15 protein-coding genes are annotated in these 17,575 nt (G+C 69.2%); 7 read left to right on the top strand and 8 right to left on the bottom strand.

The window, feature by feature from the left end; translation table 11 throughout:
• Positions 1-4: 4 nt before the first annotated feature.
• Entirely contained in the window at positions 5-1,630 is a 1,626-nt protein-coding gene (locus AC1IQ6_RS11535) for a methyl-accepting chemotaxis protein (RefSeq protein ID WP_102772031.1), read from the top strand.
• A 4-nt stretch (positions 1,631-1,634) separates the two neighbouring features.
• Here the strand turns inward: AC1IQ6_RS11535 and AC1IQ6_RS11540 are convergent, their stop codons facing one another.
• Together AC1IQ6_RS11540 and AC1IQ6_RS11545 are read right to left on the bottom strand one after the other, a co-directional pair.
• Positions 1,635-2,612: a Bug family tripartite tricarboxylate transporter substrate binding protein gene (locus tag AC1IQ6_RS11540; protein WP_102772030.1), complete on the bottom strand. Its 978-nt coding sequence runs from the start codon at positions 2,610-2,612 to the stop codon at positions 1,635-1,637.
• A gap of 19 nt (positions 2,613-2,631) precedes the next feature.
• Entirely contained in the window at positions 2,632-3,573 is a 942-nt protein-coding gene (locus tag AC1IQ6_RS11545; protein ID WP_485866348.1) for an alpha/beta hydrolase, read from the bottom strand.
• A 102-nt stretch (positions 3,574-3,675) separates the two neighbouring features.
• Between AC1IQ6_RS11545 and AC1IQ6_RS11550 the strand changes: the two genes are divergently transcribed.
• From AC1IQ6_RS11550 to AC1IQ6_RS11570, 5 genes are all read left to right on the top strand, one after another.
• Positions 3,676-4,593, top strand: a complete 918-nt coding sequence (locus tag AC1IQ6_RS11550; RefSeq protein WP_102772028.1) for a LysR family transcriptional regulator — start codon at positions 3,676-3,678, stop codon at positions 4,591-4,593.
• A gap of 111 nt (positions 4,594-4,704) precedes the next feature.
• Complete coding sequence (locus tag AC1IQ6_RS11555) at positions 4,705-6,174, top strand: M20 family metallopeptidase (protein ID WP_102772027.1); 1,470 nt, start codon at positions 4,705-4,707, stop codon at positions 6,172-6,174.
• Positions 6,171-6,728, top strand: a complete 558-nt coding sequence (locus AC1IQ6_RS11560) for a DUF1415 domain-containing protein (RefSeq protein ID WP_102772026.1) — start codon at positions 6,171-6,173, stop codon at positions 6,726-6,728. Before AC1IQ6_RS11555 ends, AC1IQ6_RS11560 begins: the two co-directional genes overlap by 4 nt.
• Positions 6,729-6,882: 154 nt before the next feature.
• A complete protein-coding gene (locus AC1IQ6_RS11565) occupies positions 6,883-7,869 on the top strand; it encodes a Bug family tripartite tricarboxylate transporter substrate binding protein (protein WP_485866349.1) in 987 nt (328 codons plus the stop codon).
• Positions 7,870-7,878: 9 nt separating this feature from the next.
• Positions 7,879-9,177 carry an acyl-CoA thioester hydrolase/BAAT C-terminal domain-containing protein gene (locus tag AC1IQ6_RS11570; protein ID WP_485866350.1) on the top strand — a complete coding sequence of 433 codons (1,299 nt, stop codon included), beginning with the start codon at positions 7,879-7,881 and terminating at the stop codon, positions 9,175-9,177.
• A gap of 48 nt (positions 9,178-9,225) precedes the next feature.
• On the opposite strand, the gene AC1IQ6_RS11575 is transcribed toward AC1IQ6_RS11570, so the two are convergent.
• The 3 genes from AC1IQ6_RS11575 to AC1IQ6_RS11585 are packed head-to-tail and all read right to left on the bottom strand — an operon-like array spanning position 9,226 to position 12,346.
• A complete protein-coding gene (locus tag AC1IQ6_RS11575; RefSeq protein ID WP_485866351.1) occupies positions 9,226-10,197 on the bottom strand; it encodes a Bug family tripartite tricarboxylate transporter substrate binding protein in 972 nt (323 codons plus the stop codon).
• A gap of 3 nt (positions 10,198-10,200) precedes the next feature.
• Positions 10,201-10,653: a cupin domain-containing protein gene (locus AC1IQ6_RS11580; protein WP_102772022.1), complete on the bottom strand. Its 453-nt coding sequence runs from the start codon at positions 10,651-10,653 to the stop codon at positions 10,201-10,203.
• 10 nt (positions 10,654-10,663) lie between these two features.
• On the bottom strand, positions 10,664-12,346 hold the full coding sequence (locus AC1IQ6_RS11585; protein WP_102772021.1) for an alkaline phosphatase family protein: 1,683 nt from the start codon (positions 12,344-12,346) through the stop codon (positions 10,664-10,666).
• 112 nt (positions 12,347-12,458) lie between these two features.
• Between AC1IQ6_RS11585 and AC1IQ6_RS11590 the strand changes: the two genes are divergently transcribed.
• The gene (locus AC1IQ6_RS11590) at positions 12,459-13,364 is read left to right on the top strand and encodes a LysR family transcriptional regulator (protein ID WP_102772020.1); all 906 of its coding nucleotides are present in this window, start codon (positions 12,459-12,461) and stop codon (positions 13,362-13,364) included.
• 51 nt (positions 13,365-13,415) lie between these two features.
• Here AC1IQ6_RS11590 and AC1IQ6_RS11595 read toward each other — a convergent pair whose 3' ends face one another.
• The 3 genes from AC1IQ6_RS11595 to AC1IQ6_RS11605 all read right to left on the bottom strand — a co-directional run bounded on the left by AC1IQ6_RS11595 (position 13,416) and on the right by AC1IQ6_RS11605 (position 17,483).
• Entirely contained in the window at positions 13,416-14,396 is a 981-nt protein-coding gene (locus tag AC1IQ6_RS11595) for an Lnb N-terminal periplasmic domain-containing protein (protein ID WP_485866352.1), read from the bottom strand.
• 58 nt (positions 14,397-14,454) lie between these two features.
• Positions 14,455-15,849, bottom strand: coding sequence for a DUF308 domain-containing protein (locus AC1IQ6_RS11600; RefSeq protein WP_209165953.1), 1,395 nt, complete (start codon positions 15,847-15,849; stop codon positions 14,455-14,457).
• A gap of 242 nt (positions 15,850-16,091) precedes the next feature.
• On the bottom strand, positions 16,092-17,483 hold the full coding sequence (locus AC1IQ6_RS11605) for an FAD-binding oxidoreductase (protein WP_485866353.1): 1,392 nt from the start codon (positions 17,481-17,483) through the stop codon (positions 16,092-16,094).
• Positions 17,484-17,575 lie beyond the last annotated feature (92 nt).

The raw sequence follows: 17,575 nt of genomic DNA on the forward strand, positions 1-17,575 counted from the left end.
CCTCATGTTCAAGAATTTAAGTATCCGCGCGGTCTTGACGACCGCTTTAGTCGTTTTCTTCACGCTTTTCCTGGTGACCGGCATCGCGGTCTACCAGCAGCTCACCTCCAACCGCAACTCCATCGAACGCCTGCTGGAAACAAACCTGGTCCGCGCCAACGCCGTGGACGGCGCCGCCAGCGAGCTGCTGCGCGCCCGGCTGGTGCTGGTGGCCGCGCAGACCGCGCTGATGGAAGGCAAGCGCATCGACAACCTGGCCAGCATGCAGCGCCTGGACCGCTACACCAAAGAGGCCGCCGACCTGATCCAGACCGCGCGCCAGACGCCCGAGACCACGGCCGAAGGCAAGCCGCTGTTCGACGCCGCGCTGGCGGCCTATGACGTCTACCACCGCGACGCCATCGTGCCCATGATCGCCGCCATCCGCGCCGGCAACGCCCAGGAGGCCGGCCGCCTGAACCTGGAAAAAGTCACGCCGCTGGGCCTGAATTTCACCGCCGCCATCCAGAAATACCTGGATTACGCCGACGAGGTCGGCCAGCGCGTGGCGCGCGAGGCCTCGGCCCGCATCAACGGCGCCATCGCGCTGCTGATCGGCCTGCTGGCCGTGGTGGGCGTGCTGGTGGTGGGCCTGTACGTGGTGTTCGCGCGCGCGGTGTTCCGCCCGCTGCACGAGGCCGGCCGCCTGTTCGACCGCATCGCCGCGGGCGACCTGACCAACCGCATCGAGCAGCGCGGCAACAATGAAATCGGCGCGCTGTACGGCACCGTCAAGCGCATGCAGGACAGCCTGGCGCGCACCGTGTCGGCCGTGCGCCTGGGCGTCGAGGAAATCCATACCGGCGCGCGCGAGATCGCCGCCGGCAACATCGACCTGTCCTCGCGCACCGAGCAGCAGGCCGCGTCGCTGGAGGAAACCGCCGCCAGCATGGACGAACTCTCGTCCACCGTGCGCAACAACGCCGAAAGCTCGCGCAGCGCCTCGGAACTGGCCACGGCCGCTTCCGAAGTGGCCGCGCGCGGCGGACGCGCCGTGGGCGACGTGGTCGGCACCATGCGCGGCATCGCCGACAGCTCCAACCGCATCGCCGACATCGTCGGCGTGATCGACGGCATCGCCTTCCAGACCAACATCCTGGCGCTGAACGCCGCGGTGGAAGCCGCGCGCGCCGGCGAGCAGGGCAAGGGCTTCGCGGTCGTGGCCAGCGAAGTGCGCGCGCTGGCCCAGCGCAGCGCCGCCGCCGCCAAGGAAATCAAGGGATTGATCGACGATTCGGTGCAGAAAGTGTCGGTCGGCTCGGATCAGGTGGAGGCCGCCGGCGCCACCATGCAGGAGATCGTGAGTTCGGTGCGCCGGGTGACGGACATCATCAACGAGATCTCCAGCGCGTCCGAGGAACAGTCGCAAGGCATCCAGCAGGTCAACCAGGCGGTGTCGCAGATGGACAGCGTGACGCAGCAGAACGCGGCGCTGGTCGAGCAGGCCGCCGCGTCCGCCGCCTCGCTGGAAACCCAGGCCCAGCGCCTGCGCGAGGCCGTGGCGGTGTTCAAGCTGCAGGCTGGCCGCGTGATCGACGCCGAGGCGCCGGCCGTGGGCCGCAGCGCCGAGCCGGCGCTGCTGGGGGCCTGAGTCCTTACTGATCCAGCTGGATGCTGGCGTCGGCCGCGACGTTCTTCCACTTCTTCACGTCGCGGGCGATCAGGGCCTGGAAGTCCTCGGACGTGCCGGCCACGACCGTGCCGCCCAGGCTGGCCATCTTGGCCTTGACCTGCGGGTCGTTCAGCGCCTTGACCGAGGCGTCGTGCAGCGCCTTCTTCACGTCGTCCGGCAGGCCCTTGGGCGCCAGCAGGCCGTTCCAGGCATTGGCTTCATAGCGCGGCAGGCCGGCTTCCTTGAACGTCGGCGTGTCGGGCAGCTCGGGCGAGCGCTGGTCCGCGGCGACCGCGATGGCGCGGATCTGGCCGCTCTTGATGTACGGCAGCGACGCCGGCAGCGGTTCCCAGATCATCGACACCTGGCCGCTGATCACGTCGGTGAAGGCCGGGCCGGCGCCGCGGTAGGCGATGTGCATGAGCCCGGCGCCGGTCATCGACTTCATCAGTTCCATGGCCAGGTTGCCCAGGCCGCCCGCGCCCGACGAGGCGTAGGTGTACTTCTGCGGATCGGCCTTGGCCGCGGCGACCAGGCCCTGCAGGTCGGCCGCCGGAAAGTCCTTGGTGACGCTGAGCACGCCCGGCACGGTCACCAGCTGGGTGATGGCGGTGAAGTCCTGCGCGGCGTCGTAGCTCAGGTTCTTGTAGACCGCCGGGTTGGTGCCGTGGGTGCTGGACGAGGCCAGCAGCAGGATGTAGCCGTCGGGCGCCGAGTCGGCGACGAAGCGGGTGCCGATCGAGCCGCCCGCGCCGGCCTTGTTCTCCACCACCACGGTGGCGCCGAGTTCCGTGCCCAGCTGCGCGGCGAACACGCGGCCGATGATGTCGGCGGTGCCGCCGGGCGCGAACGGCACGATCATGCGGATCGGCTTGTCGGGATAGCCGCCGCCCGGCTGGGCCGCGGCCAGCGAGGCGCCGCTCATGAACGCCAGGGCGATCGCGATTTTCTTCAGTGTCATCAGTGTCTCCAGAGCAAGGTTAGTCGAGGCGTGCGAGCCAGTCGACGATGAGTTCGGCGATGCGGTCGCTGTTGCGGTCCAGCATGCAGAAATGCGAATTGCCGGCGATGCCGGCGGCGGGCAGGTCCAGCACGTCGGCGCGCTGGCCGGCCTGGCGCAGCGCGCGCCAATAGGCGTCGGTCTGGGCGCGGTAGCGCTGCCAGGCGGCGCTGGCGCCGAAGTGGTCGGCCCACACCAGCAGCTGCGCGGGCAGGGAGGCGGCCGCGGCGGCCGGCGTGCCGGTGGGCTCGACCGCCACCAGCGCGCGGATCGAACCGGAGTATTCGTGGGCCAGCTGCGTGGCGTAGCCGCCGCCCTGGCTGTGGCCGATGACGATGCAGGGGCCGGCCAGGTCCAGCAGGCGGCGGTAGCCGTCCAGCGCCATGGCTTCGTGGCCCAGCCAGCGCGGCACGAACTGCTTGGCGAAGGTATCGAAGGCTTCCAGCGGAAACTGCTGCGCGGGGTGGGCGCGGCGCGCCGCGTAGCCGTCGGCCGGGCCGATGCGGAACAGGTGCCAGGCCTCTTCCTTGGAACGGAAGATCGGCGCCGATCCGTAGATCTGCGGAAACATCGTCCATGAGGCCCGGCCGCGTTCCGGCGCGTCGGCCACGAACACGTCGTAGCCGGCCTGCAGCAGACGCCACAGCCAGCCCTGGCGGCCGTCGGGCGTGCTTTCCCACTGCGCGCCCGTCATGCCGCCGCCGTGCCACAGCAGCACGGGGTAGGGGTGGCGGGGCCGCGCCAGCCGGTATTCCTGCGCGTAGAGCTGGCCGGCGCAATAGCTGCCGTTCATGTCGATCGGCCGCGGCGCGGCATTGCCCACGACAGGCTTGCTCAGCACCGGCAGGCCGTGGACCGCGGCGTCTTGGCCGCCCAGGAAATGGCTGCGCAGGGATTTCAGCAGGACAGGGGAGTCGGACATCGGCGCTTCCAGGAAAGATGCCGGAATGCTAGTTGCACCCGCCCAGGGGTTTGTGCAAAATGCGCAGCCACTGTGCCGGAACGGCACAACGGGAAAAACGGCATGGACATCAAATGGCTGGAAGACTTCGTGGCGCTGTCGAAGTCGCGCAACCTGCTGCGCGCCGCGCAGGCTCGCAACGTGACGCACCCGGCTTTCGGGCGCCGCATCAAGGCGCTGGAGGACTGGGCCGGCGTGCCGCTGGTCGAGCGCGGCCATCAGGTCTCCACGCTCAACGCCGCGGGCCGCAGCATGCTGGCGGCGGCCGTCGAAGTCCTGGAGATCCTGCGCGAAACGCGCGAGGGACTGCAAAAGCCGGAGCTGCAGCGCGCCCGCAGGATCGTCATCGCCTCGGGCAAGACGCTGGCGCATTCGGTGCTGCCGGGGCTCATGGCCAGCGTCGAGCGCGGCATGGAGCCGTTCCAGCTGAAAGTGGTCACCACCACCCTGAACTACGGCGTCGACATGCTGGTGGATGGCGAGGTCGATTTCCTGCTGTGCCACGCGCACGAGCCGCTCTACGCCCGGATAGACAACGCCGGCTACCGCTGCCGGCGCGTGGGCGCCGACCGGCTGGTGGCCGTCAGCGCGCCGCTGGCGGCGGGCAGCCGCCACCCGCGCCATGCGGTGCCCAGGCTGGCCTCGGACCCGGCGGTGCCGTTCCTGGCGTACGCCGACAGCATGTCGCTGGGCCGCATCCTGGGCGACCGGCTGCGCGGCCTGTGCGTGCCGGCGCTGTTGCAGACCCGCTATGAATCGGACCTGGCCGACGCGCTGCACGCCATGGCCCGCCAGGGCTTCGGCCTGGCCTGGCTGCCCCACACGCTGGTCGAGGCCGACCTGCGCGCCGGCACGCTGGTGCGCGCCGACAGCGCGCGCAACGACGTCCACATGGAAATCCGGCTGTACCAGTCGGTGGACAACGCCAAGCCGCTGGCCCGGCAGGTGTGGGGCCGCATCGAGGCCTACGCGGCCAGGTAGCGGCGCCTTTTGCGCGCGGGCGCTTCAAATAGGGGACGAAAGCTGCCGGCGGCGCGGCGCTGGGCATAAAATACCGCTTTGCCCATCTTTCCCGACCACAGGATCACCGCCATGAACGCCCGCATCCCCGAAGACGCGCTTCCTCCCACCCTCGATCCGCAGGCTTTGCAGGCTTTCGTGGACGCCAAGTGGGACAACGAGATCATCCCGGCCCTGACCGACTACATCGCCATCCCGGCCAAGAGCCCGGCCTTCGATGCGGACTGGGAAAAGAACGCCTTCATCGAACGCGTGGTGCGCGACGCCGCGCAATGGGTCGAGGCGCAGAAGGTCTCGGGCCTGAAACTGGAAGTGGTGCGCCTGCCGGGCCGCACCCCGGTGATTTTCTTCGACGCGCCCGCCACCCGCAGCGACAACGGCGACACCGTGCTGCTGTACGGCCACCTGGACAAGCAACCCGAATTCTCCGGCTGGCGCGCCGGCCTGGGCCCGTGGACCCCGAAGTACGAAGACGGCAAGCTCTATGGCCGCGGCGGCGCCGACGACGGCTATGCGGTGTACGCCTCGCTGACCGCCATCATGGCGCTGGACAAGCAGGGCATCCCGCGCCCGCGCTGCGTGGGCATCGTCGAAACCTGTGAGGAATCCGGCAGCTACGACCTGCTGCCCTACGTGGACGCGCTGCGCGATCGCCTGGGCAACGTGGCGCTGGTGGTGTGCCTGGATTCGGGTGCGGGCAACTACGACCAGCTCTGGATGACGACCTCGCTGCGCGGCATGGTGTCGGGCACGCTGGAAGTGCAGGTGCTGGACGAGGGCGTGCACTCGGGCGACTCCAGCGGCGTGGTGCCGTCGTCGTTCCGCATCCTGCGCCATCTGCTGGACCGCCTGGAAGACAGCGCCACCGGCCGCCTGCTGCCGCAAAGCCTGCATTGCGAAATTCCCTCCGAGCGCATCGAGCAGGTGCACGCCACCGCGCGCATCCTGGGCGACGAGGTCTGGCGCCGTTTTCCCTGGAGCTGCGGCGCCGACGGCGGCTTCGTGCTGCCCATGACGACCGAGCCCGAAGAGGCGCTGCTCAACCGCACCTGGCGCCCGACCCTGTCGGTGACCGGCGCCGAAGGCCTGCCGCCGCTGTCGAGCGCCGGCAACGTGCTGCGTCCGCGCACCGCCTTCAAGCTGTCGCTGCGCCTGCCGCCGCTGGTCGACGCCGTGGCCGCCTCGCAGGAGATCAAGGCGCTGCTGGAAGCCGACGCGCCCTACAACGCCAAGGTCATCTTCAAGGCCAACGAAGGCGCGGCCACCGGCTGGAACGCGCCGGCCTCCGAGCAATGGCTGACCCAGGCGCTGGACGCGGCCTCGCAGCAGTACTACGGCGCGCCCTGCGGCTACATCGGCCAGGGCGGCACCATCCCGCTGATGAGCATCCTGCAGAAGGGCTTCCCCAAGGCCCAGTTCATGGTCTGCGGCGTGCTGGGGCCGAAGTCCAACGCCCACGGCCCCAACGAATTCCTGCACGTGCCCTACGGCAAGAAGCTCACCGCCGCGGTGGCCCAGACGATGGCGGCGATGCCCGTATGATTTCCACCTCCGACGCCTACGCCAACGTCGTCGCCGAAACGCGGCACTGGCTGAACCAGGCCGTGATCGGCCTGAACCTCTGTCCCTTCGCCAAGGCGGTGCAGGTCAAGGACCAGATCCGCTTCGCGGTCAGCGACGCCACCGACGCCGAGGGCGTGCTGACCGACCTGCAGGACGAACTGGCGCTGCTGGCCGAGGCCGATCCGGAAAAGATCGACACCACGCTGCTCATCGTTCCGGACGCGCTGGACGACTTCCTGGAGTTCAACGACTTCGAGGACCTGTCGGACCGCCTGCTCAAGCGCATGCGCCTGGTGGGCGAACTGCAGGTGGCGACCTTCCACCCGCAGTTCCAGTTCGCCGACACGCAGCCGGACGACATCTCCAACTACACCAACCGCTCGCCGTATCCCATCCTGCACCTGCTGCGCGAAGCCAGCATCGACCGGGCGGTGGAGTCCTTCCCGGACGCCGCCGAGATCTACGAGAAGAACATCGACACCATGAACCGGCTGGGGCTGGAGGGGTGGAAGAAGCTCATGACCAAGCCCTGATCGGGCTGGATCGCATACGAAATACCGTCAGGCGGAATATGCTTCCCTGACGACCTCGGGATACCCCGAGTAGCTCCGGCGTAAAACTGCATACAACATACGTTCTCCGAGACCGTCTGCCCCTCGGGCGGACGGCTCCCGCCTGGAGAGCCGTATGCGATTCGCCCGCCGCCATGCCCTGGGCGCGCTCGCCGCGCTGCCGCTGATCCCGCGCCCGTCCTGGGCGCATGACGACTTCCCGACGCGCCCCGTGCGCCTGCTGGTGGGCTTTGCCCCGGGCGGGCTGACCGACATCGCCGCGCGCGCCCTGGCCGAGCGCATGGGCAAGACGCTCAAGCAGAGCGTGGTGGTGGAGAACCGCCCCGGCGGCCAGGCCATCATCGCCACCGTGGCGGTGGCGCGCGCCGAGCCGGACGGCTACACGCTGGGCTTTGCCGGCACCAATGGCATGATCCTCAACCCCCTGCTGTACAACAACCTGCCGTACCAGCAGTCGGACTTCAAGCAGCTGGGGTCGATGGGCAAGTCGCCCATGCTGCTGATCGTCAATCCTGCGCTGGGCGTGAAGACCGTGCAGGAGTTCATCGCCCTGGCCAGGAAGAAGCCCGGCGACATCACTTGCGCGCACGCCGGGCGCGGCGTGATCAACCACCTGGCGCTGCTGCATTTCCAGTCCAAGACCGGCACCCAGTTCCAGGACGTGCCGTACAAGGGCAGCGGCCCGGCGCTGCTGGACCTGATGGCCGGCACCGTGCAGAGCTCTTTCGATTTTCCGACCTCGGCGCTGCCCAACATCAAGTCCGGCAAGCTGCAGGTGCTGGCCGTCACCGCCGACAAGCGCCTGTCCAGCCTGCCCGACGTGCCCACCATGAAGGAGGCGGGCGTGGACGGCTTCGAGCTGTACACCCGCATGATGATTTCCGGCCCGGCCGCCATGCCGCCGGCCGTGGTCAAGAAGCTGGAGCATGCGGTGCGCGAAGGCACGCGCGACCCCGGCCTGGTGCAGCAGTTCGCGGAGCAGGGCGTGACGGTCGAGTTCACGTCATCGGCCGACCTGGACCGCGTCATCGCCGAGGAGTCCGCCATGTGGGCCCAGGTCATCAAGGCCAACGGCGTGCCCCGTACCGATCTCAAGAGCTAAGGAGCCGCCGTGAGCGAACCGCCCCGCATCACCGTCAGTCCCGAACGCGCCCTGATCGACGTGGCGCGCGACATCCGCATCGACGGATTCCCGGCCTATGCCTTCGTCACCGTGACGGCCGGCATGCGGATGTGCGGCGCCGCGTGGCGCTCGCAGGCCGTGTTCATGGCCGGCCATGACGGCAGCCTGGACCTGTCGCGCGACTGCCCGGTGTCGGGCAGCTACGCCGAGCCCTCGGCCATGGGCCTGGTCTGGTCCATGAGCTGCTGCGACATGGAACGCGTGGTGTTCCCGCCGGACCGCACCGACGCGCTGGCGATCGACATCGAGGCCAGCGACGGCCGCCGCAGCGCCCGCGCGCAGCTGGTGCAGGAATTCCTGGCCGAAGGCGTGACCCACCGCGCGGTGCGCGAGCAGGTCGGCGGCATGACGCTGTCGGGCGAGCTCTACACCCCGGCCGGCCCCGGCCCGCATCCGCTGGTGATCTACATGAACGGCTCGTCCGGCGGCGTCAACGCGCCGCGCGCGGCGCTGTTCGCGGCCCGCGGCTACCAGTGCCTGGCGCTGGCCATCTTCAACTACGAAGGCCGGCCCAAGTACCTGAACGACATGCCGCTGGAATATTTCGAGCATGCGCTGCGCTGGGCCCGCGCCGAGCTGGCGCCGCGCGACGGCTTCGTGGCGCTGTCGGGCATCAGCCGCGGCGGCGAGACCTCGCTGCTGGTGGCCTCGCACTATCCGGAGCTGGTCAGCGCGGTGGTGGCCTACGTGCCGTCGCCGGTGATGCACGGCGTGGTCAGCGCCGGCGCGCCCGGCACCGGCCGCGACGCGCAGGTCTGGACCAAGGCCGGCGAGCCGCTGCCGCACCTGTGGCAGGACAACGCCAGCGCGGACTGGGAAGCGGCCTACGCCTCGGACCCGCCGTACCGCCAGACCCATGCTTTTCTCAGCGCCACGCGCGACAGCGCGGCGTTCGAGCGCGCCCGCATTCCGGTCGAAAACTATCCCGGCCCGATCATGCTGGTCAGCGCCTCGGACGACGGCTTCTGGCCCAGCACCGCCTATTCCGAGGTCGTCATGCGCCAGCGCCTGGCGCACGGCCTGCCGACCTTCCACCACGTCTGCATGGGGGCGGGGCACCACGTGCACTATCCCTACCTGCCCGCGACCCTCATCAGCAAGCCGCACGCCATGTCGGGCCTGCTGCTGGACGCCGGCGGATCGGCCAGCGCGAACGCCGCGGGCAATGAAGGTTCGTATCTGGCGGTGCTCGATTTCCTGGGACGGTCGGCAGGCGCGGCGCGCTAGGCGGGCCGGGCGGGCGGCCGCAGGCCTGGGCTGCGGCGCGCTGCGCCGTCATCCGTTGCGCAGCTTCCGTTCCGACACGAACGTCGACCAGCGCTGCAGCTCGCCCCGTATCAGCCCCGCGAATTCGGCCGGCGTGTTCGCGTCCGCGGCTTCCATGCCCAGGCCGGCGAGCTTGTCGCGCACCCCGGCCTCGGCCAGGATGGTCTGCATGGCGCCGTTCCATTTGGAGATCAGGGCCGGCGGCGTGCCCGCGGGCGCGACGATGCCTTCCCATTCCTTGAGGTTGAACGCCGGCACCCCGGCCTCGGCCAGCGTGGGCACGCCGGGCAGGGCGTCCATGCCGCCGTCGCGCGTGACGGCCAGCGCGCGCAACTTGCCGGACTGCGCCAGCGGCACGGCGACCGAGGCGGTGGCGAACATGGTCTGCACGTAGCTGCCCATGAGCGCCTGCGCCGCTTCCGCCGGTCCCTTGAACGGCACATGCAGCATGTCTATGCCCGCTGCCTGACAGAAGGCGGCGGCCAGCAGATGGGCGGGCGAGCCGTTGCCGCCGGAGCCATAGCTGAGTTTGCCGGGCTGGCGCCTGGCCTGTTCGACCAGGCCGCGGACGTCGGCATACTCGCTGCCCGGCGCCACCAGCAGGGCGTTGTACAGCCAGACCAGGTTCGCGATCGGCGCGAAGTCGCCATCCGTACGGTAGGACACCTTGCCGAACAGCGCCGGCAGCACGGTGTGGGTCAGGAACATGATGCCCACGGTGTAGCCGTCGGGGGCGCTGCGCGCCACGGCGTCCAGCCCTATCATGCCGGTCGCGCCGGGGCGGTTCTCGACCACCACCGGCTGGCCCCACAGGCGCTGCAGCCTTTCACCGATGACGCGCGCGAGCACGTCGGGCGGGCTGGCCGCGGGCAGCGGCACGATGATGCGCACGGGCTTGTCCGGGTACGCGGCCCGGGCGGACCACGGCAAGGTACAGGCGAGGGCGCCGGACAGGCCCTTCAGTAGCGTGCGGCGGCGCATGGCTCAGGCCGCGGAAGAAACGGGCGGCATGAAGATCACGTCGTATTCCGGCGCCACCGCCACCACCTCGGCCGGACTCGACATGTTGTGGATGCGCCGGTAGAGCGCCAGCAGCTTGCCCGCGGGCGCGGCCCAGAACAGCGCGGTGGCGGTCATGCCGGAATTGTTGAAGAACGCATGCGGCACGCCGCGGGGCATGCGCACCAGGTCGCCCGGGCCGGCGGAAGTCTTCTTGCCGTCCAGGAGGAGGTCGATGCGGCCGTCCAGCACAAAGATGTATTCGTCCTGGTTCGGGTGCACGTGCGGCGGCACGAAGCTTTCTTCGGGAAACGTGGCGTGCCAGGAAATGCTGTCCAGGCTGACCTGCTTGGGCACGTACACCTGGCCCAGGATGTTCCAGGAAACGCCGTCCAGGCCGGTCTGGGCGCGGGTGATGTCGGGGGTTTCGAGAATCATGCGGCACTCCTCAGGATTGCGACAGCCGATCCAGCGTCGGCTTCACGAGCGGGTTGGATGATGCGAAACGGGGCTTGAACGACTGCCTGGCGCGGGCCAGATCGGCTTCGTCCCAATAGCCGATCAGGATGCCGCCTTCGGAAATGCGCGGCTGGACTTCGATGGATTCGATGGTGCCGTCGGCCACCGTGGCCCGCTGGCGCGGCTGGCGCGCCCAGCGGAACAGCAGTTCTTCCATGCGCCTGCGCACCGCCTCGTGCGCAGGCGAGGCGCCGAGGTCGACAAATTCCTGGGGGTCCTCCTGCAGGTCGTACAGCATCGGCCGGTAGCCTTCGGCCAGCACGTACTTCCAGCGTTCGTCGCGCACCATGCGCAGCCAGGCCTGGCGCGCGGGCGTGCCCAGCGCGATGCGCGAATCCTGGAAGGCGTAGTCGTACTCGCAGATGACGTGGTCGCGCCAGTCCGGCGGCGTCTGGCCGAACAGCAGGGGCCGCAGCGAACGGCCGTCCATGATGTGCGGCACCTGCACGCCGCCGCAGGCTTCCAGGAAGGTCGGCGCCAGGTCTATCGCTTCGACCATCGCCGCGCAGCGCGTGCCGCGGGCCGCGTCGGCGCGCGCGTCCGGGTCGTAGACGATCAGCGGCATGCGGATGACGGGCTCGTGGAACAGGTCTTTTTCGCCCATCCAGTGGTCGCCCAGATAGTCGCCGTGATCGGACGTGAACACGATCATGGTGTTGTCGAACAGGCCGCGCGCCTCCATGAAGCGGAACAGCACGCCGAGCTGGTCGTCGATCTGCTTGATCAGCCCCATGTAGCCGGGCATGACCGCCTCGCGCACGCCGGGCTCGGAGAAGGTCGCGGATACGCGATGCCGCATCATCGCCGCATACACCGGATGCGGATCGGCCCGTTCGGCCTCCGACCGCACCACCGGCAGCGCGTCCTGCGCGCTGTACATGCCGGCGTAGGGCGCCGGCGCCAGATAGGGCCAGTGCGGCTTGATGTAGGACAGGTGCAGGCACCAGGGCTGTTCGCCCGCCTCGCTGATGAAGTCCATCGCGCGGCGCGTGATGTATGGCGTTTCCGAGTGCTCTTCGGGCACGCGCGCGGGCAGGTTGGAATACTTCAGGAACCAGCCCGAGCGTACCGTGCCGTCGGCATCCACGGCGGAATTGGCCCAGCATTCCCAGGGGTTGTCGCCTCCGTAGCCCTGTGCGCGCAGATAGTCGTTGTAGCGCGGGTCGGGGTCGTGGCCCGAGTACGGGTGGATGCCGTCGTCGCGTTCGTAGGCGTCGAAGCCGCATTCGGCGATGCGGCGGCCGATGACGGAGGCCGGGTCTATGCCCAGCCGCGACATGCCGGCCATGTCGGCGCGCATGTGGGTCTTGCCCACCAGCACGGAACGCACCCCGAGCGGGCGCAGGTGGTCGCCGATGGTCATCTCGCCGGCCTTCAGCGGGACGAAGTTCCAGCTGGCGCCATGCGCGTGCACATAGCGTCCGGTGTAGTAGCTCATGCGCGACGGGCCGCACACGGGCGACTGCACATAGGCGCGGTCGAAGATCACGCCGCGCGCGGCCAGCGCGTCCAGGTTCGGCGTCTTCAGCGTGGGATGGCCGAAACAGGAAAGATGGTCGTAGCGCAGCTGGTCGCACATGATGAAGAGAATGTTCTTCACGCCTCGGGTCATGCTAGGCTCCTGTCTCCGATGGGGCATGCAGGAATTCTATCGACGGCCTGCGCGCGCATCCCTTGAATTGTTTTGATGTCGATTACCGCAGGTAATCGGCCGGAGAGGCGGCTTGCGACTCCAGCATCTGAACCTGTTGCTCACCCTGGCCCGCACCGGCAGCATGCGCGCTGCCGCGCAGGTGCTGAACGTGTCGCAGCCGGCGCTGACCAAGTCGCTGCGCCAGCTGGAGGAAGAGGTGGGCGCCGAACTCGTGGTGCGCACCCCCAAGGGCGTGCGGCTGGCGCAGGCCGGCGAGATCCTCGCGGCGCGCGCGGCGGTGGTCATGCGCGAAATCGAGAAGGCCCACGAAGACCTGGCGTGGCATTTGCGCGGCGCCGAAGCCCAGGTGACGCTGGGCGTATCGCCCGCCGCCGCCATCCTGCTGGCCCCGGGCGCGGTGGCGCGCTATGGCGCGCGCTGGCCGCAGGTGCGGCTGCGGGTGCGCGACACGCTCTATCCGCAGGCGCTGGAGCGCATCCGTTCGGGCGAGCTGGACATGGCGCTGGGTCCCCTGCCCGAGGCGGGCGGCGGCGGCGACCTGGCCGTGCAGCCGCTGTTCGAAAGCCAGTCGGTCATCGTCGCGCGGGCGTCGCATCCGCTGGCGCGCGCCCGGCGCCTGAGCGAGCTGGCCGAAGCCGCCTGGGTGCTGACCGGGCCGGCGCAGGGGCCGGGCGATCCCAGGGCGCTGTATGCCGACGAAGCGCAGGCGCGCGCGCTGCATCTGCAGCTCGAATGCGAGTCCTTTTCCACGCTGCTGGCGCTGATGCCGCAGCTGGACCTCATCGGCATCATGCCGCAGGGGTTCCTCGACCGTTACGGGCCGGCGCTGGACCTGGTGCGGCTGGACCTCGCCGATCCCTTGCCCAAGACCGTCATCTATGTGACCCATCGCGCCGATGCGCCGCTGACCGTGCCGGCGCGCCGCCTGCTGGACGCGTTGCTGGGCGAAGCCGCGCGGCTGGCCGGCCAGCGCTGAGCCGCAGCCGATATCGGCCCGAACGTCCTGAACGGGATGGGCTGCCTGCTGCTACACGCCAGGCACGCCGCGCCGGATGTTGCGCGAGAAGTCGGCGGCGTCCGCGGTTGCGCGGGCGCGGTCCGTGTAGTGGCCGGCCTGCCGGTACGCCTGCGGGCTGTCGGCGCCTTCCAGCGCGCCCAGCCGGTACAGGTATTCGGGCAGGTAGCCCGACAGCAGCAGCCGGTAGTCCATCGGCAGCCCAGGCACGATCTGGTCGGCCAGGCGGTACACGATGGTGGTGCAGTTGGCGGTCAGCGTGTTGTAGAAGCGCGGCTGGCGCACCAGCTGGTTGGCCGTGTCCACGTAGGACAGCAGCAGCTTGCGCGCCGCGCCTTCGGGCATGTGCACCCGATACAGGTAGCCGTCCTCGCCGCGCACGTTGGTGCGCACCCGCAGGCTGTCCTCCTCGGAAGAGGCCAGCACGGCCAGTTCGTACCGGCGGAAGAAGCCGCCGATTTCCGAGAACGTGTCGTTCAGCTTGCGCCGTATCTCCACCGAGAACACCAGGTACTGGCCGTCGTCGAAGCCGAACGACACCATGGCGTGGGCCACCGCCGGCCGGCCCCAGTAGGACAGCAGCAGGTCCACCGAAGCCAGGCGCGACAGGTCGTAGACCCGGGTTTCCCAGCGCGGATCGAAGTCGGTGCGCGAGCGCCACTCGAAATTGCGCACGTTGCGCAGGGTGAGGATGTCGCCGTCCACCGCGCCCTGGGTCTGGCGGGCCACCTCGGGCATCCACTGGCGTTCGTTCGACGGCCGCACGCCCAGCTTCCACCAGGCCAGCAGGCCCAGCAGCAGCGCGCCGAAAAACGCGGCGGGCCGCCAGGCGCCCCAGGCCAGGCCGGCCAGCGCGGCGGCGCCCAGCGCCAGCCACAGGGCGGTCACGACGCCCCGCGCGCGCGGGCCCAGCGGGGCCTGGAACCACAGGGCGAGCGCGCCCCAGCCGGCCCCGGCCAGCACGGCCAGTCCGATGGCGATCTGCGCGATCATGGCCGCGACGCGAGGGCGGGCAAGGGCACGGGCGGGCGGAGCAGGCGGGCCGCGTCCGTCATTGCGCGCCCTGCGATTCGGCGCGCGCGTTGCGGGCGACGGCCTCGCGGTCCTGGCTGCGCCAACCGGCGCGCAGGCGCGCCATCTGGCGCAGCGCCTGCTGCGACATCTTCCACCAGCCGAACGGACGCGGATCGGCCAGCATGCTGAGCGCGCGCGCATAGTCCAGCGTCAGGCCCGGGGTCCAGGCCATGGTCAGGGCGCGCTTGCGGATCTGCCCGGCCACCCAGAGTTCGGGCGTCAGCAGCAGGCGCAGCAGCACGCGCCAGCCGGCCTTGGGGCCATGCAGCCGGCCCACCACGCCGTCCAGCGCCGCCTCCAGGCCGTTGGACACCGAGCTGGAGCAATTGCGGTAGGTCAGGTTGTAGGTGGTGTTCTGGCGGTATTCGTCCCAGAACGCCTGCAGCTTGGCGGCGTCGTAGTTGCGGATGCGCACCTGCACCGTGGACGGGCACCAGGCCTTGGCCTCGGTCGGGTAATCGGGCTGGAACAGGCCCGGCACGTTGTTGTCGGCGGTGGCGCGCAGCAGCATGCCGAACTGCTCGGGAGAGCGGTCGATTTCCTTGGCCGGATACAGGCTGATGTAGATGCCTTCGGGCGATTCCATCGCGGCATGGCCGGTGGACACGACGCCGTTGAGGTCGACGGCGGCGATATACCGGTCCACCACCGGATAATTGCGGGTTTCCGCCTTGGCCGAGCCGGACGGGGTCCAGACGTGGACCGTGAGCGCGCGCTCGGAGGCCGCCGGCGGGCCGTCGAAAACGGTTTGCGGCGGTGCGTCGTCGCCGCGCGTGGGCATGAAGGCCGGATCAGGGTTGGCATACAGCGCGGGATTCGAATCCAGGCGTCGCGTGCGGTGGGCCAGCGCCAGCAGTTTCAGGCCGGCGAACGCGAGGAACAGCCCCAGGCAATAAGGCACCGTGCCCACGTAATTGGTCGGGTAGGGCTGGAAAAAGAAAATCGCCAGCAGTATTTCGGCCACGCCGGAGGCGAATACATAACGCCAGCGCTCATAGCGCACTACGTAGGCGGCGGTGCATTGCAGCAGCCCGTCCACCAGGAACAGCAGCCCGAAAATCATGGACAGCAGGAAATGCCCGTGATGGTGGCCGGCCAGCACCAGGATGCCGGCGGTCAGCACGATGATGCCCTTGGCGTAGCGCAGCACCCGCTGCCCGCCCACGCCCGATTTGGCGATGGCCAGCGTGGCCAGCCCCTCGATGATGAAAAGGCCGGCGAAGAAATTCAGCGGAAAGTAGATGGCATTGTCCAGCGCATCGATAAATACCACGATGCCGGCGATCAGGAATATCCAGCCGATAATCATCAGGGCGCGGGCGCGTTTGCGCATATATTCCACGCCCAGCAGCAACAAAACCAGATGACCCATTGTTCTCAGCGCTCCTTACGCATTTATCGGGGGAGGGACATGGTGGATTTTTTTCCGCCGGCGACCGCGTTTTTATTACAGGGCAGAATCGCCCAAAAATAAGGGCCGGGGCAATTCCCGTCAATGAGATATTTTGCCAGACACGTTAATAATTGTTGCGCGCCTTAATGCCGCGGCGTTGCGGCAATAATCGGTCGCGCCCGGACGCGGTGCGGGCGTCCGGGCGCGGACCGAGGGCGCCGTCAGGCCGCCGCGGGAGGAATGTTCTGGTTATGCCGGAACAGGTTGTGCGGATCGTAGCGGGTCTTGGCCCGCACCAGCCGTTCGAAATTCGGCCCGTAGGCGGCGCCCAGCCGATCCGGTTCGTCCTGCGTCAGGAAGTTCACGTACACGCCGCCCTGCGCATAGGGCTGCGTCGCGCGAAACAGCGCGCGCGCCCAGGCGATGCAGCGCTCGTCGTCCTCGGGCGCGTCCCAGCGCCCGTGCACGTTCATCGCGAATTGCGCGGCGCGGTGCGGATAGGCGGTTGCCGCGACGGGAACCTGCATGGCGACGCCGCCGATATAGCCCAGGAAGATCTCGCACTGCGGCGACGGCAGCGTTTCGACCGCGCCGATGAGCGCGTCGATCAGCCCGTCCTGCAACTGGCCCAGGTTGTGCGACTTCCAGTAATTGCGCGAACCGGGCGTGAGCAGGGGATCGAAGGCCTGCTGCCAGGCGGTATAAGGCATGGGACCCAGGTGTTCGCCATAGGGCTGGCCCCAGCCGCGCACCGCCTCGACCGCTGCCAGGCCCCGGTCCGGATCGCCCGAATAGCAGATGGCGAAGGCCAGCATGGGCTTGCCGTGCACCGCTACGGGCAGAAACGGCAGCGGCGGCGCCAGCCGCAGCACCGCCCACACCGTCAGTTCCTCCGGCATGGTTTCCAGCGCCTCGCGGTATTGCAGCAGCGCCTGCCGGCCCTGGGCCAGCGGCAGCACCACCAGGCCGCCGTACACGATGGGGCCGACCGCGTGCAGCTGGAATTCGAACATCGTCACCACGCCGAAGTTGCCGCCGCCGCCGCGGATCGCCCAGTACAGGTCCTCGTTGTCCTGCGCGCTGGCGTGCAGCAGCTGGCCGTCGGCGGTCACCACGTCGGCCGAAACGAGGTTGTCGACTGTCATGCCGAACCGGCGGGTCAGCCAGCCGAAGCCGCCGCCCAGGGTCAGGCCCGCCACGCCGGTCGTCGAATTCACGCCCAGCGGCACGGCCAGGCCGAAGGCCTGGGTTTCGTGGTCCACGTCGGCCAGCAGCGCGCCCGGCTCGACATAGGCGCGGGCGCGCCGCGGATCGACCCGCACCGACTTCATCGCGGAGAGGTCGATCATCATGCCGCCGTCGCAGACGGCGGTGCCGGCGATGTTGTGGCCGCCGCCGCGCACGGCCACCACCAGGCGGTTGCGGCGCGCGAAGTCCACCGCCAGGCGCACGTCCGCGGCGCCGGCGCATCGCAAAATGACCGCCGGGCGGCGGTCGATCATGGCGTTCCAGATTCTGCGGGCGTCGTCGTAGCCCGCCGCGTCGGGGGTCAGGACCTGGCCCCTCGCGGACGCCCGCAGGGCGTCCAGCGCGTCATTGGAGAGTTTGCTCATCACACACCTCCTTGAAGGTGCTGCTTCGTAGACTGCGTCTAAAAACGAGCCGTCTCAATCTGCGGGGCGCGACATGGCATCCGCCTCCGGTG

The organism is Achromobacter sp. MUI-25009338, assembly GCF_057359325.1.